The following is a 26,384-nucleotide window of genomic DNA, read 5'->3' on the forward strand; positions in this document are numbered from 1 at the left end:
CCATGGGCGTAATGAACAAGATCATGGGGTTCCTGGGATTGGAAAACGAAGAGTACATCGAAGAGACGGTGGAAGAGGAGCGCGAAGAGCAGGAGCGGGAGTCTTTCACCAAACGGCAGCCGGCGCCTCGCGCCAACAACGTGGTGCCGTTTCAGGCGCGGGAAAAGGAGGGCATTCGGTTGATTCTATGTGAACCACGGCATTACAGCGACGCGCAGGACATCGCTGACAACCTCCGTCACCGCCGGCCGGTCGTCGTCAACCTGCAGCGGGTGGACAAGGAACAGGCCAAGCGCATCGTCGACTTTTTGAGCGGAACGGTGTACGCGCTGAACGGAGACATTCAAAAGGTAGGCGACTACATCTTTGTCTGCACGCCGGATCACGTCGACATCCAGGGTACGATCTCCAGTGTCGTCGAAGAGTAAGAGAACTCAGCAAAAAGGGTGAGTGAATGACAACGGCCATATTTACCATCGTGTATTACGCTTTTACCGTCTATCAATTCATGGTCATTGCCTACGTCCTCATGTCGTGGGTGCCGCAGATGCGGGAAACGCCCATCGGCCAACTGCTGGAGCGGTTGGTGGAGCCGTTTCTGGCGCCGTTTCGCCGCTTTATCCCGCCGCTCGGCTTTATCGACATCTCGCCGATCGTGGCGTTGATCGCGCTCAACTTCGCCCACAGGGGTCTCAATGCGATCCTGCAGCAACTGCTGCTGTGAGGTGCGTGACGGCATGAGCGTGTTTGATCATTTTCGAAAAGAGGAACGTCCCTTTGCGGAACGGGCGCTGGAGATGCTGACGCTGACAGAGCGGAAGCAGGCCATGCGCCTTACTGATTTTCTGGACCCGAGGCAGCTTGCGATCATGCAGAGCCTCACCTCGCAGGTGCGTGACGTCTCCGTTTCGGCCAGCGGGGGCTACGACGGAGCGGAGCGGGTGCGCGTGCTGCTCCATCCCGATTACCTCGTGCCCGAGCCGGAGGACTACCGCCTGGCCCTGCTGCGGATTGCCGCCGACCAGCGCTTCCGGACACTGGAGCACCGGGATGTGATGGGAGCGCTCCTGAACGTGGGGCTGAAGCGGGAGAAGTTCGGCGACATGATCGTGGCCGAGGAGGCGATCCATGTCGTCATCGCGGAAGAAGTGGCCGATTTCGTCTGTTCCCAGGTGACGCATATTCACCGGACGCCGGTCCAATTCGAGCGGATTGATTGGGAGTCGTTTCAGCCGCCCGCTCCCCGGTTTGCGGAAAAGACAGTCACTGTTCCGTCGCCGCGCGTCGACGCGGTCGTCGGCGAGGTGTACAACCTGTCGCGGGCAAAGGCGCTGGTGCCGATCCGGGCGGGCAAGCTGAAGGTCAACTGGAAAGTGGTGGACGACCCGTCGCATCTGCTGGAGCCGGGCGACATGGTGTCGCTGGCCGGATTCGGACGGTTCAAGCTGCTGGACGTGACCGGTCCGACACGGAGTGGACGGCTGCGCATGATCGTCGGGCTGGTCACCTGAGAGCAGGCTCAATAATTTTGCAAAATCCGGCAGGAAATGCGGCTCTGCCTGTCGAAGAGAATGGGTACGACTACCGGGAAAAGTGGGGGGTTCATGTGCCTTTAACGCCATTGGACATACACAATAAGGAATTCAGCACGGGTTTTCGCGGATACAACATTGACGAAGTGAACGAGTTCCTCGATCAGGTGATCAAGGACTTCGAACTCCTGATAAAGGAAAAAAAGGAACTGGAAGAGCGCGTCGCCATGCTGAACGAGCGGGTGGAGCACTACAAGAGCCTGGAGGAGAACCTGAGCAAATCCATCCTCGTGGCCCAGGAAACGGCCGAGGATGTCAAGTCCAACGCCCGCAAGGAAGCGCAGTTGATCCTGAAGGAAGCGGAGAAAAACGCCGATCGGATCGTCAACGAAGCCCTGGCGAAATCCCGCAAGATCGCAATTGAAATCGAAGAGTTGAAAAAGCGCGCCTCCGTCTATCGGATGCGCTTCCGCACCCTGCTCGAAGCCCAGTTGGAGATGCTGGAAAACGGGGCGTGGGACGATCTCGAGCAGGCTGATTCCACGACGTCCGCCCTGTTGGCGGAATAAACCGTTGACGTTCAGGCCATGATGGTACTATAATATTTGCAAACTTTTCATCACTGTACCAACGATGAACGGGAAGAGTACGTGACCAAGCGCTGCCCAGAGAGCCGGGGAGAGGTGAAAGCCCGGCCAGCTGCCGTCGCCGAAAATCACCCGGGAGTTCACAACTGAAAGCCTGCTGCCGACGTCACGTCCGGCGGGCGAGTAAGGGAGCGCGTCATTCCCGTTACGAATGAAACGAGTGGAGCGGAGCAGCGACTGCCGGCTTGCGGCAGGATGCGTTCCGTTCAATCAGGGTGGTACCACGGGAGCCTTCTCTCGTCCCTTTTGGGATGAGGGAAGGCTTTTATTTTGATACCAAGTAGGAGTGAAAACAGGCCATGGATTACAGCAAAACGTTATCGCTGCCGAAAACCGACTTCCCCATGCGCGGCAACCTGCCGACCCGCGAACCGCAGATACAGGCCCGCTGGGATGAGCAGGAGATTTACCGGAAAGTGCAGGAGCGGACAAAAGGACGTCCCGCATTCATTCTGCATGACGGTCCTCCGTACGCCAACGGAAACATTCACATCGGCCACGCGCTGAACAAAATCCTCAAGGACTTCATCGTCCGCTACAAGTCGATGGCCGGTTTCTGCGCGCCGTACGTGCCCGGCTGGGATACCCACGGGCTGCCGATCGAGCAGGCGATCATCAACGCCGAGGGGCTGGACCGCCGCAACATTGAGGTAAACGACTTCCGCAAACGCTGTGAAGCGTACGCCTGGTCCTACATCGAAAAGCAGCGGGATCAGTTCAAGCGGCTCGGCGTCCGCGGCGACTGGGAAAATCCGTACGTGACGCTGAAACCGGAGTATGAAGCGCGGCAGATCCGCATCTTCGGCGAGATGGCGAAAAAAGGCTACATCTACAAAGGGCTGCGCTGCGTCTACTGGTCCCCGTCGTCTGAGACGGCTTTGGCGGACGCGGAAATCGAATACAAGGACAAGCGCTCGCCGTCCATTTACGTCAGCTTCCAGGTGACCGACGGCAAGGGCAAACTGGACACGGACACCGGCGTTGTCATCTGGACCACCACACCGTGGACGATTCCGGCCAACCTGGCCATCTCGATTCACCCGGAACTGGAGTACAACGTGGTGAAGGCGGACGGCCGCAAATTCCTGCTGGCGAGCGGTCTGCTGGAAGCAGCGTCCAAGGAGATCGGCTGGGAGAACGTGGAAGTGCTGGCTGCCTTCAAGGGGAGCGAACTGGAAGGCGTCGTGACCAAGCACCCGTTTTACGATCGTCCGTCCCCGCTGATCCTGGGCGAACACGTCACCCTGGACGCCGGTACGGGCTGCGTCCACACCGCTCCGGGTCACGGGGAAGACGACTTCAACGTCGGCCAGAAATACGGTCTCGGCGTGCTCTGTCCGGTTGACCACGAGGGCAAGATGACCGCCGAAGCGCCGGGCTTCGAAGGCATGTTCTACGAGGACGCCAACAAGGCGGTTACACAAAAGCTGGAAGAAGCGGGAGCGCTCTTGAAGCTGGGCTTCATCACCCACTCCTACCCGCACGACTGGCGGACGAAAAAGCCGGTCATCTACCGGGCGACCGAGCAGTGGTTTGCATCGATCGACGGCTTCCGCGAACAGATGCTGGAAGCGATCAGAAACGTGCAGTGGCTTCCGCACTGGGGCGAAACGCGCCTGGCCAACATGGTGGCCGACCGCGGCGACTGGTGCATCTCCCGTCAGCGCGTCTGGGGCGTGCCGATTCCGATCTTCTACTGCAAATCCTGCAACGAGCCGGTGATCAACGACACGACGATCGACCACATCGCGGAGCTGTTCCGCAAAGAGGGCTCTTCCGTCTGGTTTGCCCGGGAAGCGAGCGAACTGGTGCCGCCGGGCCTGACTTGCGAAAAGTGCGGCTGCACGGAGTTCCGCAAAGAGACGGACATCATGGACGTGTGGTTCGACTCCGGCTCCAGCCACGAAGCGGTGCTGAGAGAGCGGGAAGAGCTGAAATGGCCGGCTGACCTCTACCTGGAAGGCTCGGACCAGTACCGCGGCTGGTTCAACTCGTCGCTCTCCACGTCGGTGGCCGTTTACGGGACGGCGCCGTACAAGGCGGTGCTGAGCCACGGCTTCGCCCTCGACGGCGAAGGACGCAAAATGTCCAAGTCGCTCGGCAACGTCATCGTGCCGCAAGAGGTGATCGACAAGCTGGGGGCGGACATCCTGCGCCTGTGGGTAGCGTCCGTGGACTACCAGGCGGACGTGCGGATTTCCGACGCGATCCTCAACCAGATCGCCGAAGTGTACCGCAAGATCCGCAACACGTTCCGCTTCCTGTTGGGCAACCTGAACGGCTTCGATCCGGCGAAGGACCGCGTCCCGTACGAGCAGCTGGGCGAATTGGACCGCTACGTGCTGGCCAAGGCGGCGCAGGTGGTCAAACGGGTGCGCAAGGCGTACGACGACTATCAATTCCACACGGTGTTCCACGCCGTTCACAACTTCTGCGTCATTGACCTGTCCGCCTTTTATCTGGACATCTGCAAAGACCGGCTCTATGTGGAAGCGCCCGACAGCATCAAGCGCCGCGCCGCGCAGACCGTCATGTATGACTGCCTGTTGAACCTGGTGAAGCTGGTGGCGCCGATCCTGCCGCACACCGCAGACGAAGTGTGGAGCTACATCCCGGGCGTGGCCGAGGAAAGCGTGCAGCTGACCGACATGCCGGAGGCAAACGAACAGCATCTCGGCTTCGCGGCAGACATGGAGAGCAAGTGGGACGCGTTCCTGGCGGTGCGCGACGAAGTGCTGAAAGCGATGGAAGAAGCACGCCGCAACAAAGTGTTCGGCAACTCCGTCGACGCCAAGCTGGCGCTCTATCCGCAAACGGAAGAGGTGGCACGCGTCTTGTCCGCCATGGATGACCTGGCCGACCTGTTCATCGTCGCCCATGTGGATCTGCATCCGCACGGTGCCAGCGTGCCGGCCGAAGCGGCTGCGCTGGAAGGCATCGCGGTCGTCGTCGCTCCCGCTGACGGTGTCAAGTGCGAACGCTGCCGCGTGGTGAAGCAGGACGTCGGGGCGGACAGCGCCCATCCGACCCTCTGCAAGCGCTGCGCGACAATTGTACACGAACACTACGCCCACGTGGCGGAATAACTTCATCCGACAAGCTGTACGGCCCTGCCTGTGCCCCTGTGGTGAGGCAGGGCTGTTTTTTTGTCTGCCGGGTCCCTCCAAAAAGGCGGCCAACCGCTGCCGGTACTGCCGAGGGGCAGGCGAGGGTTATTTTCACTGTCCGCAAGACATACTACCCATCAAGGAAATCAAACAGAGGAGGGTGGCATGCGTGGACAAGGAGAAGCTGGCTGGATTCAGGGAGCGGCTGCTGCAGGAAAAGCGGGAGCTGGAGGAGCGGGTACAGGCCCACTACGGCATGCGGGAGCAGATGGCGACATCCCTGCAGGAGTTTTCCATGTACGACAATCACCCGGCCGACATTGGCAGCGAGCTGTTTGAGCGCGAAAAAGACCTCGCGCTGGACAGTCTGGACCGGGAGACGCTGAAGGAGATCGACCAGGCGCTCACCCGCATGGACGAAGGGACGTACGGGCGCTGCACCGTCTGCGGGCAGCCCATCCCGGAAGAGCGGCTGGAGGCACTGCCCCACGCCCAAACCTGCAAGGAACACGCGCCGGCGCCCAACATCAACGAGTCCCGTCCGATCGAGGAGGAGTTTTTGCAGCCGCCGTTTGGCCGCACCTCGCTGGACGAAAAGGAAGGGCAGAACGGCTTCGACGGAGAGGACGCCTGGCAGATTGTTGAGGCGTGGGGAACGTCAAGCACGCCGTTTTCCTATGTGGACAACGACAAGACCGACTACAAGGAGATGTACGTGGAGAGCGACGAGGCGGACGGGTCCGTCGAGGCCGTCGAGCAGATCGGCTACACGGACATGGACGGCTACCACGGTCCGGAAAGCGTCAATTTCATGCGCAGCGGCACCTATGAGGAGTACATGCGCAAAGGGGAAGGAAAGGGCATGTTCCTTGATTACGAAGCGTATCTGCGGGAGCGGGCGGAGCGCGAAGGACGCGACGACCTGTTGTGAGGAGCACATGAGATGCAGATCGAACGCGTGGAGACCTACCCGCTGCTCTATCGGCTGGCGCAGCCGTACGGCGACGCCAACGGCTGCAAGAAGTACCGCACTTGTTACTTGATCCGCATCATCACGACCTCCGGGGCCGACGGATGGGGAGAAGCGGTGGACTGGCTGCCGACGCTGGACAAGGGATTTCACGAGCGAATCGTTCCGTACCTCATGGGCAAACGGGTGACGGACCGCCTGCGCCTGGTGGAGGTCATCGGCAAATGGCATCAACGCTCCGCGGCGGCGGTCAGCATGGCCCTGACCGAGATCGCTGCCAAACTGGCCGGCTTGTCCGTCTGCGAGCTGTGGGGAGGGGCGTACCACACCAGCATCCCGGTTTACGCGTCCTTTCAATCCTACAGCGAGCGGCCGGATTGGGCGGAGCATTCCGTCCGGCTGGTGGAACAACAGGTGCAGGCCGGATTTCGCCGCATCAAGGTGAAAATCGGGGGCCGTTCCTGGCAGGAAGACCGCCGTCACATCGAGCGGCTGATGGCGTCGCTGCCGGCAGACGTCCAGGTGGCGGTAGACGCCAACCAAAGCTACGATCTGGCCGCCGCCCGGCAGTGGGAACAGGTCTTTTCCCGTCATAAGAACTGGATGTGGCTGGAAGAACCGATGCCGATGGAGCGGACGGAGGAGTACGCCAAATTGCGGCAGGCGCTGTCGATTCCGCTGGCCGGCGGAGAAAACCTGATCCACTGCCACCAGTACCTGCCGCTCTTGAAGCAGGGAGCAGTCGACATCATCCAGCCCGATCCGATGCATGCCGACGGGGTGGACGGCTTTCGCTTCAATTTGCAGGTGGGGCGGCAGTTCGGGCACCGCGTCTCTCCGCACGTGTTTGACGGATCGCTGGCTCGTTTGTACGCGATATACGCGCAGGCGTGTCTCCCGGCGTGGAGCAAAATGGATGCCGACCCGATCGAACCGGTGGAGTGGGACGTCATGGAAAATCCGTTTACCCGTCTGTTTCCCGTCACCCCGGTCAACGGACAGGTGGCCCTGCCCGGAGGAGCGGGCATCGGCGTGGAGCCGGATTGGCAGATTATCAATGCGTTGCGCTGGGATGGCAGCGCATACGCGTGACGCGAGGGAGTACGGTATGGCACAGAACACGAAAAACCTGATGGGACTGGCGGGCATCCCGCTGGTCATGGTGTTGGGAAACTCGATGCTGATCCCCGTCCTGCCCACGATGAAAGCCAAGCTGCAACTGACGGGCCTGCAGACGAGCCTGTTGATTACCGCGTTTTCCATCGCGGCGGGCGTCGTGATTCCGCTGGCGGGCTATCTGTCCGACCGGTTTGGACGCAAAATTGTCGTGATCCTGTCCCTGATCCTGTACGGGGCGGGCGGTCTTTTGGCCGGATTGGCGGCGCTCTGGTGGGACAAGCCGTACGGGATCATCATGATCGGGCGGGTCCTGCAGGGCATCGGCGCCGCCGGTACCGCCCCGATCGCGATGGCGATGGTGGGCGACCTGTTTAACGGGGCGGCGGAGAGCCGGGCGCTGGGCTTGATGGAGACATCCAACGGTTTGGGCAAGGTGCTCAGTCCGGTTTTGGGCGCGCTTTTGGCCATGATTTCCTGGTACATGGTGTTTCTGGCGTTTCCGATCATCTGCGGAGCGGTCCTGCTGCTGTTTTGGTTCTGTACCCGGGAAAACAGGCAGCAGAAACAGCCGATGCAGGTCAGCCAGTACCTGCAGTCCATCGGGCAGGTGTTCCGGCAGCACGGACGTTGGCTGGTGCCGGCGTTCTTCATCGGCAGCATCTGCCTGTTCACGCTGTTTGGCGTGCTCTTTTACCTGTCCGACCTGCTGGAGGAGACGTACAAGATCGACGGTGTGCTGAAGGGCGGCTTCCTGGCCATTCCGCTGCTGGTGATGAGCATCGTCGCGTACGTGACCGGCCTGATCATCAAGAAAAAGCTGCGCGTGATGCGCCTGTTCGTGATCAGCGGGATGTTCCTCCTGGCCGCCTCCTACGTGATCGCCAGTTTTGTGCAGGGGGTGTACCTCCTGATCGGGGTGCTGGTGATCGGCAGCGCCGGAACGGGCATGATCCTTCCCTGTCTCAACAGCATGATCGTGGGGGCAGTGAAAAAGGCGGAGAGGGGCATGATCACGTCGCTCTACAGCGGCGTCCGGTTTATCGGCGTGGCTGTTGGACCGCCGGTGTTTACCTGGCTCCTGGGCATTTCCCGCAGCGTGATGTTTTACTCCATCGCCGGTTTGACCGCTTTGTTTGCGGTGGTCGCGCTGTTCTTCCTGAAACCGCAGCAGGATTCCCGGGAGGCTTCCGGCCAACGGGCGCAAGCGGAGAACGAGCAGGCAAAGGAGACGGAAGCGATGCGGCAGGCGGCGGAAATCCTCGGAATCCAGGCGGAGAGCGACGAGGAGAGACGGCGATCGGAGGCGGTGCGCAGGATGGGGTTTGATCCGAACGAGCTGGTCAACCGTCTGTTGGGAGAGAAAAAGGAAAAAGGAAAAAGCTGAAACAGGCATCGCCCACGAGCGGGGGGATGCCTGTCACGTTGCGGCAAACGGATGGCGGCTTGCCCGCTCCAGCGCGAGCGGGTACACATCGTCGTACAGATAGCGGCTGAAGCGGGGATCATCCCGTACCTGGAGAGGTGTCTCTTCGAACAACACCCGCTCCGCCACGTCCGCCCCGGGCGGCTCAGCCTCCAGGTTCAGCACGCGGGCGACGTAAATATCCTTGACCAGATCGTGGTTGACGGTGTATTGGCCGATGCGTTCGATCGCCTCCAGCGTGGCACCGGTTTCCTCGTAGGTTTCCCGGACGGCGGCGGCCAGACTGGATTCGCCCGGCTCCACCTTGCCCCCGGGCAGCTCGATGCCCCTTGTGCGGTGGCGGGTAAAAACCAGCCGGCCTTTCCAAAACGGAAAGACCAGTACATGCCGGGCGCGCCGTTTCCGGTAGACGGCCGGGTCAAACGTAAGCGTCACCGGCAGGCCAAAGTTATCGACGAACGAGTACATGATCACGGCTCCTTTTGCTCGGATGGTAACCCGACGCGATCGGTTACGGCGACGGGACCTGAAGCGAAATGTGCTTGACCGCCTTCATCGCTTGGCCGACGGCGAGGGACAGGCTGGCGTAGGCGGCGCCGTTGGCGACGTCTCCGATGGCGTAGACCCAGTCGGCTCCGACCTGCTGGTTGACGTCAGCCTGCAGATACCCGCCTTCCAAGGCAGGCAGTTGTCCCAGCCCGTCGATGTTTCCACGCACGCCGATTCGCGGCAGGACCCAATCGACGACGAGCGTTTGGGGTGTACCGGGGCGGGGGGAATCCAGGGTGAGCACGGCTTTGCCGTTTTGCTCCCGGCAGCCGCTCACCACTGTCTCCCACAGCACGTGGAGCGAAGGGTGAGGGTGGAGGCGCTCCACCCACTGCGGACGGGCCCGCAGCCGATCGCTGCGGACGAGGAGGTAGAGGCTGCGGACGTGGGGCAGGAGGTTGCAGGCGCTTTCCACCGCCCGGTCGCCGCCCCCGATCACCGCCACATCCTGGCCGGCGACGGCGGTTCCCTGCGAGGTGGTGGAGAACCACGGCGGCAGCACCCGCGAACAGCCGGCGAGGGCGGGAATCCGGTTGGGGCGCACTCCCGTCGCGATGATCAGGTAGTCGGCCCGGTACACCGCCTTGTCGGTATGGACCAGGTGCTCGTCGAGATCGACCGACCGAAGCGCTTCCCCCAGGCGGGGGCGGAGTGCGCGAATCGATTGATGGGCGAGCAGTTCGTCCAGCAAAGCCGCGCCGTCCGGGTAGACGCGCGGCGGAAAGTCCCAAATTTGGTTGTGGATGTCCGAAAGCTGCCCGCCGAGCCGATCCCCTTTTTCCACCAGGACACAGGACAATCCGAGCCGTTCACACCAGATGGCGGCGGACAACCCGGCGATGCCGCCGCCTGCGATCAGCACCTGTACGCGTTCCACACTCAGCCCCTCCGCTTCCCGTAAACGTTCCGGTTTCTTTTTGGATAGTTTTAGACTACCGTTTTCCTGTGGTGAGCGCAAGTGCGTTCTGGAGGGCGGGAATGATCAGAAACAATCCGTAGGCGAATGCCATCCAGACGGTAAAGGCCAGTACCTGATCCCGGTTCATCCCGGGAAAAAACAGCGGGTGAAATGAAAGGGAAACGCTGTCCAGCATCAAGCCGACCGCTGATCCGATCAGGGCGAACCGCAGCAGAGCGCGGGGCGAACGGTCAATCTTTCGGTACAACAAGCCGATCAGGTAGAGGCCGATGCCAGTGGCCCCCTCCAACCCGATGAAGATTACGGGAAACCGCTCATCGTGTACGCTCGTCAGGATAAGATGCCCAAACCAACGAAAGAACATCGTCACAGCCGCCCAGACGATCAGGCCAGCCGCTGTCGGAATCGCAATCGCGCGGAGGGAGAGGTTCATGCCGACGCCCCTCCTTGCGGCAGAAGCTGGCGGCGGATCAGTTTTTCCAGGTCGGCATAGGCACGTTCCACGTCAAACGTGGGAGAAAGAAGTGCCTGCAGCGCCAGTCCGTCGATCAGGGCGTTCATCAACAGCGCCCAGCTCTCTGCTGAGATGTCTCCCAACTGTTCGGCGTGCCAATGGCGGCGGATCTGACTGGCAAGCGCGTCGTTTTCCTCCTGAAGCAGGCGGCTCAGTTCCGCCCGCAGTTTCTCCTGGTGAAAGCCGGCGGCGACAAGTGAAAAAAACAGCCGATGGTACAACGATTCATGCGAGCAGCGGCTTTTCGCCGAATCGAGCGCAGCCTCCAGGAACCCGTCCGCCGTATCGGCGTCCGTCTCCAGGTGCTGCCAGGATCGGCGGCACATCTCCTGCACCAACTCCAGGAGAAGCTGTTCTTTGCTCCGAAAATGGTAGTAGACAGTGCCCGGCGTGACGTTGGCCCCTTCTGCAACCGCTTTAAGCGTCAGCGCCTGCAGACCTTGCCGGGCGACGCATTGCTGCGCAGAACGCAGCAGTTCCTGTTTGGACACGACATTGGGTTTGGCCATGGAATCATCCTCGCTTTATTTATAAGTTAGCTATATAACTAACTTTTCTTCTGCACTCAACAATATGGAAAAACGAGGAATGTGTCAAGAGGTACGTAATCTACGAGACGATAAAGATGACAGTAAGTCCATATACAGGCTGAACAAGAAATCACCATTCTACAAAACCAGACAAAACTGTGATAGAATGGTACATATTTTTTCCAGAAAAAGTAGAAACGTCGAATCAAACGTCACGTACACTGGGATTGAGGAGTTGACGACGCATGCGGAAGACGGATGAAGCGACTGCTCCTGCACAAAAGGGGCGCCGCGCCAGACGGAGCCGGCGGACATGGGGGATGCGCCTGCTGCTGGCGGGCTGCCTGTTTCTCTGTTTGCTGGCAGCCGGAGCCGCCTACAGCATCACCCGGATCAACGACACCCTGGGGGCGATCACGGATGACCCGTACAAGCTGCCGGACCAGCCCGCAGCGCAGCAGGCGTACGAGAAAAAGAAGCCGCTCTCCGTGCTGATTGTCGGGACCGACACCCGGAAACAGGAGGGCATGTTAAACACCGACGTGCTGATTCTGGCCGTCGTCGATCCCGGCGCGCAGCAGGTGACGATGGTCTCCCTGCCGCGCGACACCCGCGTCCAGATGCCGGGTTACCCGGGGTATCACAAAATCAACAGCGTGTTTGCCGCCGGGGAAGGCGCGCGGATTCGCGCGGAGCAGCGGGGCGAGACAGTGACCGAAAACGGCGTCTCGCTGTTGAAAAAAACGGTCGAAGCGATGGTGGGCATCCCGGTTCAACACTACATCCTGTTCGACTTTGAGGGCTTCACCGCGGTGATTGACAAGCTGGGCGGGGTAGAGGTGACGGTCGACCGCGACCTCGTCTATGAGCTGCCTCAAGGGGGCGTCTACAAGCGTCTGAAAAAGGGACGGCAGGTGCTGAACGGCGAGCAGGCTCTCGGCTTTGTCCGCCACCGTGTGGACCGGCGGGGACACGCCTACGACTCCAGCGATTTTGACCGCAACCGGCGGCAGCAGGACGTGATCAAGGCCGTGGCCGACAAGGTGACGTCGATGGACGGTCTGACGAACGCGTTCGCCATTCTCGAGACGGCGGGACAGCACGTCAAAACCGATCTGTCCAAAGAGCAGATCACCGGATTGGCCCTCGATTTCGCCGGCTTTTCCCCGGAGCGGATGGTTTCGCTGGACAACGGCGCCTTGTGGGATTCCCGCCTCTTGTACACGCTGTGGCCCAAAGAGAAGATGGATCACGTCCGCTCCGCCCTGCAAAGCGCCATGGGGGTCAAAACCGGCGCAACCTTGAGCGAGGCGGCCGTCGCCGAGTACGCCCGCGCGGAACGAAAAGAGCCGGCAGCGGCAAGCAAACAGACGGCTGGAAACGGGGCGGCGGGAGCCCCCAAACAGGCGGGGGCAACCGGCCAAACGGCTGCCGGTTCCACGCCTGCACTCAGCGGCGGCAAGTCCAAGCCGGCTGCTTCCGGCGACGAGTCGGCCGGAGGGGGGAGAACGGGCGGTGCCCCGGCGGACAGTCCCGCCTCGGGCGGAACCGGCGGACAGCAATTGCCTCCGCAGCCAAAGAACAGCCCCGAAGCCCCGCAGCCGCCCGCCAATCTGCCGCCGCCCGACATCATCGCCCCGCCCTCTTTTGAACCGCTTCCTGCCGAGGCGGCCGGCAAAGAAGAGAGCGGCGGTGCGGTTCTTCACTAGCAGGCGAAGAAACGACACGCGGCACCCCGGCGAACAGGCCGGCTGCCCGCAACCCCTCCTCGATGCTGCCGAGGAGGGGTTTTGTTGTTGGCACATCCCTTTTTCCCTATATCCATGATGTATAGATTGCTTCAAACATTGCCACGCTACTTAATGTATTTTTCTGGAGAAGGGTGTGGTTTGGTGGCAAACGAAGCGAAAGGGCAAGATTCTCTCATCATCGGCGTCGACGTCGGGTCGACCACCGTCAAAGCAACCGTGGTCGATCCCCGCACCAGGAAGATTCTCTGGTCGGACTACCAGCGCCATCATACCAAGCAGGCGGAAAAAGTGCTCGAATTCCTGGTGGCGATCGGCAATCAGTTTGCCGCCGTCCGGCGTGAAAACATTCGCGTCTTTATGACCGGCTCCGGAGCCGGTCCGATTGCGGAACACGTCGGCGCCAAGTTCGTCCAGGAAGTGAACGCCGTCACCATGGCGGTGGAACAGCTTCACCCCGACGTGGGCAGCGTGATCGAACTGGGCGGTCAGGACGCGAAAATCATCATTTTCAAAGCGAACGAAGAGACGGGGGACAAACAAGCCCTCACTTCGATGAACGACAAGTGCGCCTCCGGGACGGGAGCCACCATCGACAAGTGCATGATCAAGGTGGGCATGCCGATGGAGGAAGTGGGCAGGCTGCATTTCGACGATTCGAAACTGCACCACGTGGCCGCCAAATGCGGCGTGTTTGCGGAGACGGACATCGTCAACCTGGTGAAGAGCGGCATACCCGCGGCGGAAATCATGTGTTCGCTGGCGGACGCGATCGTCATGCAGAACCTGTCCGTGCTCACACGGGGAAACACGCTCAGGCACCGGGTGCTGCTCCTGGGTGGTCCCAATACATACCTGCCGTTCCTGCAGGAGTGCTGGCGCAAGCGCATTCCGCAGACGTGGGAAGAGCGGGGATATCAGTACCCCAGGGACATCCCCGTCGAAGAGCTGATCTTTGTGCCGGAAAACTCCCAGTACTACGCCGCGTACGGCGCCGTCATGTACGGCATGCACGAGCCGGCTGAGGTCGGCGCCTACAAGGGGATCGAAGCGTTGAAGGCCTTCATCGCCCACGGCCGCAAAGCCAAACTGGGCGAAAATGCCGGCCCGCCGCTTGTGGGCAGCGTCACCGAGCTGGAAGAATTCCGCCGCACGTACAGCATCCCGCGGTTCACGCCCGCCAGCTTCTCGCCGGGGCAAAAGGTGAGGGCGGTAATCGGGCTGGACGGTGGGTCGACGTCGTCCAAGGCAGTGCTCGTCGACGAGAGCGGCGCCATTCTCTTGAAAGAGTACCAACTGTCCAAGGGCAACCCTCTCGAAGACACCAAAGAGATGCTGCAGCGGATCCGCGACAAGGTGACGGGCGAGGGAGCGGAGCTGGAGATCATCGGCTTTGGCGCCACCGGGTACGCGGCGGACGTGCTGGAAAAGACGCTCAGGGCGGACGTCAACATCGTGGAGACGGTCGCCCACATGATGAGCGCCGTCCACCAGTTCGGGGATGTCGACGTGATCTGCGACATTGGCGGACAGGACATCAAGGTGCTCTTTTTGAAAAACGGCGACATCCGCAACTTCCGGCTGTCCAACCAATGCTCGGCGGGAAACGGCATGCTGCTGCAGGCGATGGCCGACCAGTTCGGCATCCCCATCCAGGAGTACGCGGAAACGGCCTTCAAGGCGGATCTCAGCCCCAAGTTTTCGTACGGCTGTGCGGTGTTCCTCGATGCCGACCGGGTCAATTTCCAAAAGGAAGGGTATTCCAAGGAAGAACTGCTGGCCGGCCTCGCCCTGGTCCTGCCGAAAAACGTCTGGCAGTACGTCGTGCAGATTCCGCGCATGGCCGAGCTGGGCCGCAAATTCGTCCTCCAGGGCGGCACGCAGTACAACCTGGCGGCCGTCAAGGCGCAGGTCGACTACATCCGGGAGCGGGTTCCCGACGCCGAGGTGTACGTGCATCCCCATCCCGGCGAAGCGGGCGCGATTGGCGCCGCGATGGAGACCCTGCGCGTCGTCAAGCGGCGGGGATATTCCACCTTCCTGGGGCTGGACGCAGCGATCGGGCTCACCTACATCACCCGCAACGACGAATCCACCCGCTGCACCTTCTGTCCCAACCACTGCAGCCGCACCTTTATCGACTCTGAGACGCCGGACGGACAGACGGCCCGCTACATCTCCGGTTTTAGCTGCGAAAAGGGAACGGTGGAAGACAAGGAGGCGGTCATTCGCCTGACCAAGAAGCGGCAGGAACTGAAAAAGCACTATCCCAACCTGGTGGAATACGAAGCGACCCGCATGTTCCAGCACTTCTACGATCCGGAACAGATGCCGTCGGCGGACGAGCCGGTAAGCGACGTCGTCGTGACGCGCGGCTGGCTGGGCCTGGGGGGGATGCGGAGAAAGGTGTATACGCGCCATTTTCAGCGCTCCTCGGCGGAGGCGGCGGAGCGGCGCGGCCAGATGCGCATCGGAATTCCGCGGGTGCTGAACATCTGGTCGACGGCTCCGTTTTGGCGCACCTATTTTGAAGCGCTCGGCGTCGACAAGAACAACATCGTCTTCAGCGACTTCACCAGCGAAGAGATGTGGCTGGAGGGCGGCAAGTACGGCTCGATCGACCCGTGCTATCCGTCGAAGGTGGCCCAGGCGCACATCCACAACCTGCTGTTCAAGCATCACGAGCGAAAGCCGCTGGACTGCATCGTGTTCCCGTGCATCACCCATATCCCGACCCACCTGCAGAACGTGATGGATTCGGCGAGCTGTCCCATCGTCGCGGGGGCGCCCAACGTGATCAAGGCGGCCTTTACGAAAGAAATCGACTTCTTTGCGACGAGAGGCGTCGCCTACCTCGATCCGGCCGTCACCTTTACGGAGCGGCACATGATGAAGAAGCAGCTGTTCGAGGCGTTTCGGGACGTGCTGCAGATCACCGAGGACGAGAGCGATTTTGCCGTGGAGCAGGGATGGCGGGCGATGGATCTCTTCGACGCCGAAATGCAGGAGCGGGGCAAGGTGATCCTGGAGCAGGTGGAAGCGGAGAATCGTCTCGCCATCCTGATGATCGGGCGGCCGTACCACTCCGATCCCGGCCTCAATCACGGGGTGCTGGAAGAGTTTCAGGTATTGGGCTACCCCATTCTCTCAATGCGCTCCATCCCCAAGGACGAGCAGTGGCTGCGGCGCTTTTTCCGCGACGACATCGAGAGCGGGCGCGTGGAGCACGCGCTGGAGGTGACGGACGTCTGGCCGGAAAACTTCAGTTCCAACAGCGTGCAAAAGGTGTGGGCAGCCAAGTTCGCCGCCCGCCATCCCAACGTCGCGGTGCTTGATCTGTCCAGCTTCAAGTGCGGCCACGACGCGCCGACCTACGGGCTGATCGACGCGGTTATCTCGACGGCGGGAACGCCTTACTCCGCCTTGCACGACATCGACGCCAACAAGCCGAGCGGCTCGATCAACATTCGTGTAAAAACCTATGCACACAGCCTGAGTCTGCACGAGGAGCGCCTGCAGGATGTGGCCGCGAAAAAAGCGGAGCTTCAGCAGCGCATCGAACAGAAGCGGCGGGAACTGCTCGGCATCAACACGCAAGAACCGGCGGCTGCGATGGACCCGACCGGTTTCCCGCAGACGGGCAGCGAATCGATCCCGTCATGACGAATCTGAAAGGGGCGAAAACGCATGTCAACCACCAAGGAAATTCCCGTTAACGAGAACGCTTTTGCCGATGAATTGCGCCGTTTTCAGGAGGAGCAGGAACAGGCGCTGGGATTGACAGCCAGTCGGTCGCAGTGGTTCGATCCGGTTCCCCGCCAGTTTTTGGCCAAGGACAAGGCCAGCACCACCATCCTCTTCGGCGGACTGACCATGGCCCACGACTACCTGGTCGAAGGGGCGCTGTCCGGGCTGGGCTACAACGTGAAGCACCTGGACTGTCCGGACAACGAGGCGCTCCGGTTTGGCAAGGAGTTCGGCAACCGCGGCCAGTGCAACCCGACGTATTTTACCGTGGGCAACCTGATCAAGCATTTGACGCATCTGCGGGACGTGGAGGGCAAATCAAAAGAGGAGATCGTCCAGAACTACCTGTTCATCACCAGCGGTTCGTGCGGGCCCTGCCGCTTCGGCACGTATGTGACGGAGTATCGCAAGGCGCTGCGCGATGCCGGGTTTGACGGCTTCCGCGTGCTCCTGTTTCAGCAGCAGAGCGGGTTGAAGCAGGCGACCGGCGACGACTCCGCCCTCAAGCTGGACACCTCGTTTTTCCTCAGCTTCTTGAAAGCGGTCCTGTTGGGCGACATTTTGAACGCCATCGGCTACCGCATCCGTCCCTACGAGGTGGAACCGGGCGCCACCGATGCCGCGCTCGAAAGCTGCAAACATCGTCTGTACGAGGCCCTGCGCCAGCGCAGGCGGCTGATTCCCGCCCTGCTGGCATGCCGCAGGGAGCTGCAGGCGATCCGGGTGGACAAGACGCGGGTAAAACCCAAGGTGAGCATCATCGGCGAGTTTTGGGCGATGACGACGGAGGGGGACGGCAACTATCAACTGCAGCGCTTTCTGGAAAAGGAAGGGGCCGAGGTGGACGTGCAATCGCTGACCGCCTGGATCCTCTACCTGATCTGGGAAGGGCGCTACGACACGCTGAAGCGCATGAAGCTGCGCGGCGAGGACGGCGGCCGCTACGGGCTCGCCGGCAAAAATCCTGTCATGCGCCTGCGCATGCTGTGGGCGGCCGACCGCGTCCTCCGCTTGATGTTTTACAGCTACGCGAAGCTGTTGGGCTTGTCCGGCTACCATCTGCCGGACATGGACGAGGTGGCCCGAGTTGCTCATCAGCATTACAACAACCACCTGCGCGGCGGCGAAGGCCACATGGAAGTGGGCAAACTGATCCTGAACGTGGTCAAGCGGAAAGTGAACATGACGATCTCCGTCAAGCCGTTCGGCTGCATGCCGTCTTCCGGCGTATCGGACGGCGTGCAGTCGCTGATCACGGAAAAGTACCCGGATGCCATTTTCCTCCCGATCGAGACGACGGGAGACGGCGCGATCAACGTCTACAGCAGGGTGCAGATGATGCTGTTCAAAGCAAAGCAAGCCGCCCAGAAGGAATTCGAGGAAGCTCTTGCGAAACAGGGGGTGACGCTGGAGGGGCTGCGGAAACTGACGGACCGCCCGGCCTTTGCCAAACCGCTGAAGACCAGCCGGCACCGGGTTGCATGTACGGCGGCCAACGCCGTTTACAGCCTGCGCCGCATCCCCCGGCTGTCCGTCCGGAGTAGCAAAGAGGAGATGCAAAGCGTCTAGCATGATGAAAAACGCGTTTTCCGCCAAGCAGCGGGAAGCGCGTTTTTTGCATATCCTGATGGAAAACGAAACCGGAGGGAGGAAGACATGAAGGAAAAAGAGAATCGGCCGACACCCGCTCAGGAACTGCAGTTAATCGGGCTGGTTTTGTCGCTGATCGGCGCTGCCCTTCAATTGATCGGCTACTTCGAGGAAGTGACGGACAAGAAGAAATGAAGTACCCCATCGCTCGAAGCGATCATGGAGAGGCGTACAGGCATCATATACATGTTGATGAACGCGAGGAGAGGAGTCTATGGGCATCTCATGGCTGAGGGAGCGATGGACCCGCTGTCGGCAGAGCCGGTTTCCGTCGTTCTGGCGAATCAGACGAGCGCTGACGCGAAAATCGGCGGAACAGCCCGGCGGCCTGGCTGTGCTGTCCGGCCGCGATCAGGCCCTGGTGGACGCCATCCGCGAACAAACGCGCCAGCATAATCGCAACAATGTCACGCGGACGATGGCCTATTTGCAGTTTTACCTCAGGCATCCCGAAATCCACTGGGCGCTGCTCGGCCACATGGTCTCCCGAAACGGGGGGTGGAACATGACGGACATCAAGGGGGAACTGCTGTCCCGGCTCCTCTCCCGAAAGGAGCAGGAGGATTTTTTTGCGTTTTTGGAGCGGGGAAACTGGCTGATCTTCCACGCGTCTATCCGCAAATGCTGGTGTACGAGGAAAGCGTGAAGAGGCAGGCCAACCTGTTTTACCTGCTGCCGCACCTGCACGTCTCCCGCTTCATGCAGGTGCTGTGGGAGGAATTTTGGCGGGCGCCGCACGGTTGTACAGTCCCCGGCTCGTCCACGCCTGGGGCGACGTGACCCATGCGGAGCCGGAACCGGAGGATTGGTGCACGGACGCGAGGTGCATCCTGTTTTTGCTGAATGAAAACGAAGAGGCGGGCGGTGATGTGAAGGATGCCTATTGTCAAACGCTGGAGAAAATCGAACGGGCGATTGTCGCCAAGGAAGCGATCTTTCCTGCCTGACGCCGGCCGTGCCTCGCTCAGAAGGTACGTGCCGGGAATGCTCCTGGCTTCCTTGGCGGGAACCTATTTGGACCTGATCCTCGTAAACGGTGGGTTCTACAGCTTTCCCGTCCGGCCGTTTCCGGGCGTCTTTGACATCAACGTGGCCTATACGTTGATTCTGCTTCCCTTCTTTACCGCCTGGTTTCTGTTCTGGGCCGAACGGATGCCCGCTCTCGGCCGCGCCGCGTTCATCACGGTGCTGAGCCTGGCGATGGCGCTGGCCGAACCCTTGTCCGAGAAGGCGGGATGGTTTGGCCATCGTGAAGACTGGCGCCATCTGTATACCGTTTTCGGTTATTTCGGCTTTCTCTGGCTGATGTGGACATTTCATCGATGGCTGCGCTTCCGTGCGTGATGCCTGCAAAAAGGGCGGAGAACATGCAAGGGGAGAACGCCCCCGAATTCTCCCTTTGCATGGATCTGTCTTCTCCGCTTAGTCCTCGTCAATTGCAGCTGCAGCCCACGATCACCAACAGGACAAACAGCACCAGTACCAGACCGAATTCGTCCAGTCCACAACTGTTGAAGATACTGCTCATCGCTTCGCCTCCTTTCCGCGATTAGTCATACTGTATGTGTGTCCTGTGGGTTTTGCCTGTACGCTCGCCCAATGTTGGCCGGCACGCCCGAGGCAAAATCCCGGTGCTGTTTCCTGCTTGATCGCCGCGTGTTCCGCGTGGTGTTTCCGGAAAGCGGAAGACGGCCGGTGCCGACGAGGAAGTACCCCGGTTTGGGGAACGGATGGACAGGCCGGGACAGGTCCGCGGACTTGTAGTACAATAGACGTCAGAACAAATGTTTCCAGACGGATGGGGAGAATGCCGCGCATGAAAGTCATCATCGCCGAAAAACCGGACCAGGCGCTCAAGCTGGCCAGTCCGTTCGTGCATAAAAAAAAGCAGGGCTATGTGGAAATCCAGCCGAACCGGCTGTTTCCCCGGGGGGCGTTCATCACCTGGGCGGTCGGTCACGTGTGCGAGCTGGTGCCGCCGGAAGCGTACAACCCCGCGTGGAAAAAGTGGACGGTGGAGACGCTGCCGATCATTCCGGAATCGTTTCGCCATCAGGTGATAAAGGGCAAGGCCAAGCAGTTCGGCGTGATCAAGCAGCTTCTCCGGCGGCCCGATGTGACCGAGATCATCCACGCGGGCGACGCCGGACGGGAAGGGGAGCTGATCGTCCGGACGATCGTGGAGATGAGCGGGGTTCGCAAGCCGATGAAGCGGCTGTGGATCTCGTCGCTGACGGAGCGGGCCGTCGTCGCCGGCTTCGAATCGCTGCTGCAGGAGGAGCAGACGCGCAGCCTGTACCACGAGGCGTACAGCCGGGCCTGCGCCGACTGGCTGGTGGGCATGAACGCCTCCCGCGTCTACACCGTTTTGCTGAAAGAAAAAGGGATCAGCGACGTGTTCTCCGCCGGCCGGGTGCAGACCCCGACCCTGGCGCTGGTGGTGAAGCGGGAAAAGGAAATCGCATCGTTTAAGCCGGAACCGTTCTGGGAGGTGAAGGCATCCTTCGACGTGGACGGCAAACGGTATGAAGGCGTCTGGCACAAGGACGGGCAGTCGCGGATCAACGACCCCGAGCTGGCGGAGCGGATCGCCGCGTTTTGCCGCGAGAAACCGGCGCGCGTGTCGGAGGTGAAGACGGAGCGAAAAGAGTTCCTGCCCCCGTACCTGTTCAACCTCTCCGCCCTGCAGGCGGCCGCCAACAAGCTGTACAAGTTTTCGCCGCAAAAGACGCTGGACGTGGCGCAAAAGCTGTACGTCAAGGGGTATCTCTCCTATCCCCGCTCTGATTCCGCCTTTGTGACGGCCGAGGAGGCGCGGGCGTTCCCCGACATCCTCTCCAGGCTGGCCAGGCAGCCGGAGTACCGCGGCTTTTTTCCCGCTCCGAAAGCCTCGATCGCCCAGGATCGGCGCTACGTCAACCAAAAAAAGGTGACGGACCACTACGCGATTATCCCGACGGAGCAGGTGCCCACCGTGGCCAAGCTGGGGGATGACGAGCGGAAAATCTACGACCTGGTGGCCCGCCGGCTGATCGCCGCCCATTACGAGAGCGCGCTGTTTGATTACACCACGGTGGTCACGCTGGTGGACGGCCGGGCCGCATTTGTCAGCAAGGGAAAGGTGCAGCTCAGGGCCGGATGGCGGTCGGTGCTGTTCGACGAGGAGAAGGAGGAAGACGAACCGGTACTGCCGCCGCTGGCTGAGGGAGAAGAGGGCCGGGTGCACAAGGCGAACGTCAAGGAGAGCAGGACGCAGCCGCCCAAGCGCTACACCGAAGGCCAACTGATCACGCTGATGAAGACGGCGGGCAAGCATCTGGACAACGAAGAACTGGAGAAGGTGCTGATGAAGACGGAAGGGCTGGGCACCGAAGCGACCCGCGCCGCCATCATCGCCACGCTGAAGCAGCGAAAGTACATCGAGGTCAAGCGGAACCAGGTGTACGCCACCCCCAAGGGCATGCTCTTGATCGACCTGATCGGTGACAAGATCCTGGCCTCGCCGGAAATGACGGCCCGGTGGGAGCAGCGTCTGGCGGAGATCGGGCAGGGATTGGCCTCGCCACAGGCGTTCATGGAGCAGGTGAAAAAGCTGTCCCGCAAGATCGTGCAGGATGCGGTGGAGCAGGCGCGAAGCTGGAATCTGGACGGATACGACGTGGCGGCGATGCCGAAGCAGGCCTCCCGGTTCAGCCTGGGCAAAAAGGTGGCTGTCTGCCGCGCCTGCGGCGGCGATCTGGTGGACAAGGGGGATTTTTACGGCTGCGCCAACTACCGCAAAACCGGGTGCGGCGTGACGCTGTCCAAGACCATTTTGGGCAAGAAAATCACCGCCGCCAACGTCAAACGGCTGATGGAGACGGGCAGGAGCAATACGATCAAAGGATTTCAAAAGGGAGAGGAGCGCTTCGACGCCTATCTGCTGTGGGACGACCGGGAACGGAAGGTGCGCTTGCAGCAGGAAGCCGGCAGCAAGGAGGTGCGTGCGGGCGACATACGCAAAAGGAAGGCGTCCCGGTGAAACCGGGACGTCTCTTTTTTCGTAGATACGTTATAGAGAAGCGCAGCCGCACGTGCGCTGACGATCCCTTACCCAAGGAGGAAAAAAGTCATGTCCTTTTTCAAACGTCTGCGAGACCTGACCATGGCCAATCTGTTTGCTTTGATTGAAAAAGCGGAAGACCCCATCAAAATGACGGACCAGTACCTGCGCGACATGCAGGAGGATCTGGAAGAGGCGGAAAAAGCCGTCGCCGCCCAGATTGCGCTGGAGAAAAAATTCAAGCTGCTGTACGAGGAGCAGGAAGCCCTCGTCAAGAAGCGCGACGAGCAGGCCCATCTGGCCGCGCAGGCGAAGAACGTCGATCTCGCCCGCCGCGCCCTGGAAGAAAAGAAAGCGGCTCAGCAGAAGATGGAGGAGTACAAGGCGAGCTACGAGCAGAATAAACGGGCGGCCGACAACCTGCGCGAGAAGCTGGCGGAAATGCGCAAGCAGATCAACGAGCTGAAACACAAACGGGAGACCCTGGTCGCCCGCGTCAACGCCGCCAAGGCCCAGAAAAACATCAACAAGGCGATGACCGGGTTCGACGCAAATACGGCGATGGCGGGGTTGAAGCGCATGGAAGAGAAGGCGCTGCAGCTCGAAGCGGAAGCGGAGGCCAGCGGCGACGTGTACAAAAAAGAAACATCGCTGGACGAGGAAATCGCCAAGTTGAACCGGGATCAGGAAATTGAAGACGAACTGGCGGCCCTGCTGAAAAAATACGAGGGGTAAACCGCTCTAGGCGGTTCCCCTTTTTCTCTGATTCCGCGAACTGCCGCAAGTAAATATTGAACGCTGTGGAGGGATGACCTTTGTCGTGGTTTGAAGTGCTGGCCATGCTGGTGTGGACCGGGGCCGGTGCCATTCTCTTGTTTGTGCTCATGTGGGTGGACAGTTTGTTCACCAAATACAAGGACATTACGGAAATGAAGAACGGGAACGTGGCGGTAACGACTCGTTTCATCATGAAGCTGTTTGCCCAGGGCTATATTTTGTCCCGGTCGATTGCCACTTCCAACGATCTGTTTATTGCCCTGTTGGTGTCTGTGGTTTCATTTGTCATATTGTTCATGCTGGAATGGATTGTCGAACGGCTGTTGAAAATGGCCGCGTCGCTTGATCTGGACGAGGGAACGCGGCAGGGTAAAGTCGCGTACGCACTGTTGGCCGGCTCTTTCCACATCGTCGGCGCAATGATTTTAGCCGCTTGTCTGTAGTGCGGGGAAAGGAGCGCATCCATGAGTTTGTTCAAGCGAATCCACCATCTCTTTGCCAAGCATGAGCCGCCGCGGGTAGAGCCCGGCATCCTCACCGTGGGGCCGGGAGATGTGGTGGAGGTTTCCCTGGTCACCTACCAGGTGACGGGCAGGACCCGGAACGTCAGTCGAAACGCCGTGATGCTGACCCTGCAGGACGGCCATCAGATTCGCTATCTCCACATCGAAGAGCGGGAACAGGTGGTGTACCAGCTCTACAGCGCCATTGACGGCCGGTTGGATTCCGTCGATGCGGTCCCGACCACCATTGAAATGGACGGGGTCGCCTATCATCTGGAGGAACACTACACCGGTCACGTGACGGCCCAGGGCAAAACCCCGTTCCCTTCGTCAGGAGAGCAGCACATCTGGCAGTTTCAATCCGACCAGCGCCATCTGCTGCGGATCGAATGGCAGGACGGTCGTTTCATGCTGTACGAGGGAGAGTTTGTCCTCCCGGCTGACGTGCAGGTCTTGCGCGGAACGTAGGGAGGGATGAGGATGGAACAGCGGCTGTTTCGAGCGGTCACGATCCTCCTGGTGCCAGCGCTCTTGCTCTTGGCCCTGGCCGGCTGCGGGACACCGGCGGCCGGTTCCAGTTATCCGCTGGAATCGGTGATCTCCAAGGACGACGGGCAGTATTCCCGCGTCTACCGCGCCGAAAACAAGACGGTGCCGGAAGTGGCCCGCGAACTGGCAGAGCAGCGAGAGCCGGACGAGATCTCCAAGGAAGACGAGAAACACATGTTTCTCATCTATCCGGATGAATGGTACCACCTGCAGCAGGATGAGAAGAAACCTTCGGACACGCTCATCGAAGTGGACAGCAAGGAGTTTGTCCGGCAAAATTACGATCCGTCGTTTCTGGAGGGGTACATCCTGGCCAGCCTGCTGGATGACCTCTTTGACGCGCACAAACATGCCCCCGGCTCATATCGCGGGTATACCACGAGAGACATCTACAAACCAGTGGGGACGTACCACATCCCCACCCAGCAGGAGAAAAAGGCGGCTCCTCCCGTCACCAAGCAGGGAACGGGGAGCCTCATCAAGCGGAGCGACAAGCCGGTCGATCGGGGTTCTGTAATCGGCGCGGACGGCAGCATCACCAAAAAACAGGCGGAGCCGTCCACGGAACCGGCCGGGCGGGTCGGACGGATTATCCGAAAATCTGACAAGGACGCGACGATCTCCGATTCTTCCTCCTCATGGGGATCCTCGATCTTCTCCTCACCCCGAAGCAAATCGCCTCCGCGCACGAAGGTCGGAGGCTTCGGCCGAATCACGAAACGACGATAACCCGCTGATCACAGCGGGTTCTTTTCTTGTCGGCCACAAACGGGCGTCCGCCCAACACCGCAGGTAGGTGAGTGTCATACAGTGATACTGGTTAGTCAAACACCTACACAAGGAGGTCGCCTTCGTTGCATTCGCAGACGAGAGTGTATTATCCGTATGTCAGCCCGTTTGATCCGTGTCCGCCGATGCGGGTGAAGACATATGTGGTACCCCCCAACCTGTTCATCCAATTCCAGCCCCCCGGTTTGCCGCAGTTTTCTGCTCCCGAAGCCCTGCGCCACGGCGTGCTCTGGCCGGCACTGTACAGTCCGTACGAGGGACGGGACAGGAAAGGGAGGGAACGGAAGTGAGCGACCACAAACAAGTGGACGAACGCTACTACCAGCTTATGCATGAGCTGCAGTCGCTCGATTTCGTGCTGGTGGAGCTGTCGCTGTACCTGAACACCCACCGTGACGACATGAATGCGATCCAGCAGTTCAACGAGTACTCCGGCAGACGCTGGCAGGTGGCGTGCGAGTTCGAGGCTCACTACGGGCCGCTTCTGCAATACGGACACAGCTATTCCGGATATCCCTGGCAGTGGCCCGAATCGCCGTGGCCGTGGCAGGTATGAGGATGAGGAGGAGAACCGAACGTGTGGATTTATGAGAAGAAACTGCAGTACCCCGTACGCGTGAGCAAATGCGACCCGCGCATGGCGAAGTTCCTGATCGAGCAGTACGGCGGAGCCGACGGGGAACTGGCGGCGGCGCTCCGCTACCTGAACCAGCGGTACTCCATCCCCGACAAGGTGATCGGTTTGCTGACGGATATCGGGACAGAGGAGTTTGCTCATCTGGAAATGATTGCCACCATGGTGTACAAATTGACGAAAGACGCCACGGTCGAGCAGTTGGAGGAAGCCGGCCTCGGCGCCCACTACGCCAATCACGACAGGGCGCTGTTTTACAACAATGCCGCCGGCGTCCCCTGGACGGCGGCGTACATCCAGGCCAAGGGCGACCCGATCGCCGACCTGTACGAAGACATTGCCGCCGAGGAAAAGGCGAGAGCCACCTATCAATGGCTGATTGACATGACGGACGATCCCGACCTGAAGGACGGCCTCAAATTCCTCCGCGAACGGGAAATCGTCCACTCGCTGAGATTTCGCGAAGCAGTGGAATTGTTGAAAGAAGAGCAGGAAAGAAAAAAATTTTTCTGATTCACCGTCTGATCCACCTGTACAGGTGGTTTTTTTCTGGCCGCATTTCCCGGGGAAGACGGGACTGGCCCCCAGCGATTCCACGGATGTCCCGCCGCCCCGCGGCTAGTGTGTTCCCATGA

Annotated in this window: 27 protein-coding genes, 1 pseudogene and 1 other annotated feature; of the genes and pseudogenes, 23 read left to right on the plus strand and 5 right to left on the minus strand. The window is 60.5% G+C overall.

Going from position 1 to position 26,384, the window contains the following annotated elements:
- The first annotated feature begins 2 nt into the window (after nt 1-2).
- From M516_RS0115780 to M516_RS0115815, 8 genes are all read left to right on the plus strand, one after another.
- Nucleotides 3-428 carry a cell division protein SepF gene (locus M516_RS0115780; RefSeq protein ID WP_029099972.1) on the plus strand — a complete coding sequence of 142 codons (426 nt, stop codon included), beginning with the start codon at nt 3-5 and terminating at the stop codon, nt 426-428.
- A gap of 26 nt (nt 429-454) precedes the next feature.
- Complete coding sequence (locus M516_RS0115785) at nt 455-724, plus strand: YggT family protein (RefSeq protein ID WP_029099973.1); 270 nt, start codon at nt 455-457, stop codon at nt 722-724.
- Between the two features lie 13 nt (nt 725-737).
- On the plus strand, nt 738-1,511 hold the full coding sequence (locus M516_RS0115790) for a YlmH family RNA-binding protein (RefSeq protein WP_029099974.1): 774 nt from the start codon (nt 738-740) through the stop codon (nt 1,509-1,511).
- A gap of 95 nt (nt 1,512-1,606) precedes the next feature.
- On the plus strand, nt 1,607-2,101 hold the full coding sequence (locus M516_RS0115795) for a DivIVA domain-containing protein (protein ID WP_029099975.1): 495 nt from the start codon (nt 1,607-1,609) through the stop codon (nt 2,099-2,101).
- A gap of 55 nt (nt 2,102-2,156) precedes the next feature.
- Nucleotides 2,157-2,427, plus strand: a binding site (T-box leader).
- 51 nt (nt 2,428-2,478) lie between these two features.
- The gene (gene ileS, locus M516_RS0115800; RefSeq protein ID WP_029099976.1) at nt 2,479-5,265 is read left to right on the plus strand and encodes an isoleucine--tRNA ligase; all 2,787 of its coding nucleotides are present in this window, start codon (nt 2,479-2,481) and stop codon (nt 5,263-5,265) included.
- Nucleotides 5,266-5,455: 190 nt separating this feature from the next.
- Nucleotides 5,456-6,217, plus strand: a complete 762-nt coding sequence (locus M516_RS0115805) for a TraR/DksA C4-type zinc finger protein (protein ID WP_029099977.1) — start codon at nt 5,456-5,458, stop codon at nt 6,215-6,217.
- A gap of 12 nt (nt 6,218-6,229) precedes the next feature.
- Entirely contained in the window at nt 6,230-7,348 is a 1,119-nt protein-coding gene (locus M516_RS0115810) for a mandelate racemase/muconate lactonizing enzyme family protein (protein WP_029099978.1), read from the plus strand.
- Nucleotides 7,349-7,364: 16 nt separating this feature from the next.
- The gene (locus M516_RS0115815; RefSeq protein ID WP_029099979.1) at nt 7,365-8,759 is read left to right on the plus strand and encodes an MFS transporter; all 1,395 of its coding nucleotides are present in this window, start codon (nt 7,365-7,367) and stop codon (nt 8,757-8,759) included.
- A gap of 33 nt (nt 8,760-8,792) precedes the next feature.
- Here M516_RS0115815 and M516_RS0115820 read toward each other — a convergent pair whose 3' ends face one another.
- Genes M516_RS0115820 through M516_RS0115835 form a run of 4 tightly spaced genes read right to left on the minus strand, consistent with a single transcriptional unit; the run spans nt 8,793 to nt 11,289 of the window.
- Nucleotides 8,793-9,266: an NUDIX domain-containing protein gene (locus M516_RS0115820; RefSeq protein ID WP_029099980.1), complete on the minus strand. Its 474-nt coding sequence runs from the start codon at nt 9,264-9,266 to the stop codon at nt 8,793-8,795.
- A gap of 43 nt (nt 9,267-9,309) precedes the next feature.
- Complete coding sequence (locus tag M516_RS0115825) at nt 9,310-10,224, minus strand: NAD(P)/FAD-dependent oxidoreductase (RefSeq protein ID WP_029099981.1); 915 nt, start codon at nt 10,222-10,224, stop codon at nt 9,310-9,312.
- Between the two features lie 55 nt (nt 10,225-10,279).
- On the minus strand, nt 10,280-10,699 hold the full coding sequence (locus M516_RS0115830) for a hypothetical protein (protein ID WP_044899416.1): 420 nt from the start codon (nt 10,697-10,699) through the stop codon (nt 10,280-10,282).
- Nucleotides 10,696-11,289 carry a TetR/AcrR family transcriptional regulator gene (locus M516_RS0115835; RefSeq protein ID WP_029099983.1) on the minus strand — a complete coding sequence of 198 codons (594 nt, stop codon included), beginning with the start codon at nt 11,287-11,289 and terminating at the stop codon, nt 10,696-10,698. The genes M516_RS0115830 and M516_RS0115835 overlap by 4 nt, the downstream gene beginning before the upstream one ends.
- A gap of 266 nt (nt 11,290-11,555) precedes the next feature.
- On the opposite strand from M516_RS0115835, the gene M516_RS0115840 reads away from it, so the two are divergent.
- The 7 genes and pseudogenes from M516_RS0115840 to M516_RS0115875 all read left to right on the plus strand — a co-directional run bounded on the left by M516_RS0115840 (nt 11,556) and on the right by M516_RS0115875 (nt 19,799).
- Nucleotides 11,556-13,019, plus strand: coding sequence for an LCP family protein (locus M516_RS0115840; protein WP_029099984.1), 1,464 nt, complete (start codon nt 11,556-11,558; stop codon nt 13,017-13,019).
- Between the two features lie 183 nt (nt 13,020-13,202).
- Nucleotides 13,203-16,721 carry a BadF/BadG/BcrA/BcrD ATPase family protein gene (locus tag M516_RS23650; RefSeq protein ID WP_238550986.1) on the plus strand — a complete coding sequence of 1,173 codons (3,519 nt, stop codon included), beginning with the start codon at nt 13,203-13,205 and terminating at the stop codon, nt 16,719-16,721.
- Nucleotides 16,722-16,745: 24 nt separating this feature from the next.
- Nucleotides 16,746-18,374: a 2-hydroxyglutaryl-CoA dehydratase gene (locus M516_RS0115850; RefSeq protein WP_029099985.1), complete on the plus strand. Its 1,629-nt coding sequence runs from the start codon at nt 16,746-16,748 to the stop codon at nt 18,372-18,374.
- Nucleotides 18,375-18,461: 87 nt separating this feature from the next.
- On the plus strand, nt 18,462-18,590 hold the full coding sequence (locus M516_RS26170) for a hypothetical protein (protein WP_271140088.1): 129 nt from the start codon (nt 18,462-18,464) through the stop codon (nt 18,588-18,590).
- Between the two features lie 283 nt (nt 18,591-18,873).
- Nucleotides 18,874-19,235, plus strand: a pseudogene (locus M516_RS26345) (DUF2515 family protein).
- Nucleotides 19,196-19,402 carry a DUF2515 family protein gene (locus tag M516_RS26350; protein ID WP_081656569.1) on the plus strand — a complete coding sequence of 69 codons (207 nt, stop codon included), beginning with the start codon at nt 19,196-19,198 and terminating at the stop codon, nt 19,400-19,402. The pseudogene M516_RS26345 and the gene M516_RS26350 overlap by 40 nt, the downstream one beginning before the upstream one ends.
- Nucleotides 19,332-19,799 carry a CBO0543 family protein gene (locus M516_RS0115875; RefSeq protein WP_029099987.1) on the plus strand — a complete coding sequence of 156 codons (468 nt, stop codon included), beginning with the start codon at nt 19,332-19,334 and terminating at the stop codon, nt 19,797-19,799. Before M516_RS26350 ends, M516_RS0115875 begins: the two co-directional genes overlap by 71 nt.
- A gap of 88 nt (nt 19,800-19,887) precedes the next feature.
- On the opposite strand, the gene M516_RS24875 is transcribed toward M516_RS0115875, so the two are convergent.
- Entirely contained in the window at nt 19,888-19,983 is a 96-nt protein-coding gene (locus M516_RS24875; RefSeq protein ID WP_029099988.1) for a YjcZ family sporulation protein, read from the minus strand.
- Between the two features lie 288 nt (nt 19,984-20,271).
- Here M516_RS24875 and M516_RS0115885 point away from each other — a divergent pair, with 288 nt between their 5' ends.
- From M516_RS0115885 to M516_RS0115920, 8 genes are all read left to right on the plus strand, one after another.
- A complete protein-coding gene (locus M516_RS0115885) occupies nt 20,272-22,476 on the plus strand; it encodes a DNA topoisomerase III (protein WP_029099989.1) in 2,205 nt (734 codons plus the stop codon).
- Between the two features lie 90 nt (nt 22,477-22,566).
- Nucleotides 22,567-23,232: a PspA/IM30 family protein gene (locus M516_RS0115890; protein WP_029099990.1), complete on the plus strand. Its 666-nt coding sequence runs from the start codon at nt 22,567-22,569 to the stop codon at nt 23,230-23,232.
- Between the two features lie 80 nt (nt 23,233-23,312).
- Entirely contained in the window at nt 23,313-23,717 is a 405-nt protein-coding gene (locus M516_RS0115895; RefSeq protein ID WP_029099991.1) for a DUF350 domain-containing protein, read from the plus strand.
- A gap of 21 nt (nt 23,718-23,738) precedes the next feature.
- Entirely contained in the window at nt 23,739-24,245 is a 507-nt protein-coding gene (locus M516_RS0115900) for a DUF4178 domain-containing protein (protein WP_029099992.1), read from the plus strand.
- 12 nt (nt 24,246-24,257) lie between these two features.
- Nucleotides 24,258-25,055 carry a DUF4247 domain-containing protein gene (locus M516_RS0115905; protein ID WP_029099993.1) on the plus strand — a complete coding sequence of 266 codons (798 nt, stop codon included), beginning with the start codon at nt 24,258-24,260 and terminating at the stop codon, nt 25,053-25,055.
- A gap of 125 nt (nt 25,056-25,180) precedes the next feature.
- The gene (locus M516_RS0115910; RefSeq protein WP_029099994.1) at nt 25,181-25,405 is read left to right on the plus strand and encodes a spore coat associated protein CotJA; all 225 of its coding nucleotides are present in this window, start codon (nt 25,181-25,183) and stop codon (nt 25,403-25,405) included.
- Nucleotides 25,402-25,671 (plus strand): spore coat protein CotJB, encoded by a 270-nt coding sequence (locus M516_RS0115915; RefSeq protein WP_029099995.1) that lies wholly within the window; start codon nt 25,402-25,404, stop codon nt 25,669-25,671. Before M516_RS0115910 ends, M516_RS0115915 begins: the two co-directional genes overlap by 4 nt.
- 21 nt (nt 25,672-25,692) lie before the next feature.
- Complete coding sequence (locus M516_RS0115920; RefSeq protein ID WP_029099996.1) at nt 25,693-26,262, plus strand: manganese catalase family protein; 570 nt, start codon at nt 25,693-25,695, stop codon at nt 26,260-26,262.
- Nucleotides 26,263-26,384 lie beyond the last annotated feature (122 nt).

It is taken from the genome of Brevibacillus thermoruber 423, assembly GCF_000454065.1.
In the GTDB taxonomy this organism is placed as follows: domain Bacteria; phylum Bacillota; class Bacilli; order Brevibacillales; family Brevibacillaceae; genus Brevibacillus; species Brevibacillus thermoruber.

Excerpts from the sequence above, each read along its gene's own strand:
- M516_RS0115780 (WP_029099972.1), top strand. The coding sequence starts at position 3 with ATGGGCGTAATGAACAAGATCATGGGGTTCCTGGGATTGGAAAACGAA.
- M516_RS24875 (WP_029099988.1), bottom strand. The coding sequence starts at position 19,983 with ATGAGCAGTATCTTCAACAGTTGTGGACTGGACGAATTCGGTCTGGTA.
- ileS (WP_029099976.1), top strand. The coding sequence starts at position 2,479 with ATGGATTACAGCAAAACGTTATCGCTGCCGAAAACCGACTTCCCCATG.
- M516_RS0115835 (WP_029099983.1), bottom strand. The coding sequence starts at position 11,289 with ATGGCCAAACCCAATGTCGTGTCCAAACAGGAACTGCTGCGTTCTGCG.
- M516_RS0115840 (WP_029099984.1), top strand. The coding sequence starts at position 11,556 with ATGCGGAAGACGGATGAAGCGACTGCTCCTGCACAAAAGGGGCGCCGC.
- M516_RS0115815 (WP_029099979.1), top strand. The coding sequence starts at position 7,365 with ATGGCACAGAACACGAAAAACCTGATGGGACTGGCGGGCATCCCGCTG.
- M516_RS0115900 (WP_029099992.1), top strand. The coding sequence starts at position 23,739 with ATGAGTTTGTTCAAGCGAATCCACCATCTCTTTGCCAAGCATGAGCCG.
- M516_RS26170 (WP_271140088.1), top strand. The coding sequence starts at position 18,462 with ATGAAGGAAAAAGAGAATCGGCCGACACCCGCTCAGGAACTGCAGTTA.
- M516_RS0115875 (WP_029099987.1), top strand. The coding sequence starts at position 19,332 with ATGCCTATTGTCAAACGCTGGAGAAAATCGAACGGGCGATTGTCGCCA.
- M516_RS0115790 (WP_029099974.1), top strand. The coding sequence starts at position 738 with ATGAGCGTGTTTGATCATTTTCGAAAAGAGGAACGTCCCTTTGCGGAA.
- M516_RS0115810 (WP_029099978.1), top strand. The coding sequence starts at position 6,230 with ATGCAGATCGAACGCGTGGAGACCTACCCGCTGCTCTATCGGCTGGCG.
- M516_RS0115850 (WP_029099985.1), top strand. The coding sequence starts at position 16,746 with ATGTCAACCACCAAGGAAATTCCCGTTAACGAGAACGCTTTTGCCGAT.
- M516_RS0115820 (WP_029099980.1), bottom strand. The coding sequence starts at position 9,266 with ATGTACTCGTTCGTCGATAACTTTGGCCTGCCGGTGACGCTTACGTTT.
- M516_RS0115830 (WP_044899416.1), bottom strand. The coding sequence starts at position 10,699 with ATGAACCTCTCCCTCCGCGCGATTGCGATTCCGACAGCGGCTGGCCTG.
- M516_RS0115785 (WP_029099973.1), top strand. The coding sequence starts at position 455 with ATGACAACGGCCATATTTACCATCGTGTATTACGCTTTTACCGTCTAT.
- M516_RS0115905 (WP_029099993.1), top strand. The coding sequence starts at position 24,258 with ATGGAACAGCGGCTGTTTCGAGCGGTCACGATCCTCCTGGTGCCAGCG.
- M516_RS0115885 (WP_029099989.1), top strand. The coding sequence starts at position 20,272 with ATGAAAGTCATCATCGCCGAAAAACCGGACCAGGCGCTCAAGCTGGCC.
- M516_RS0115890 (WP_029099990.1), top strand. The coding sequence starts at position 22,567 with ATGTCCTTTTTCAAACGTCTGCGAGACCTGACCATGGCCAATCTGTTT.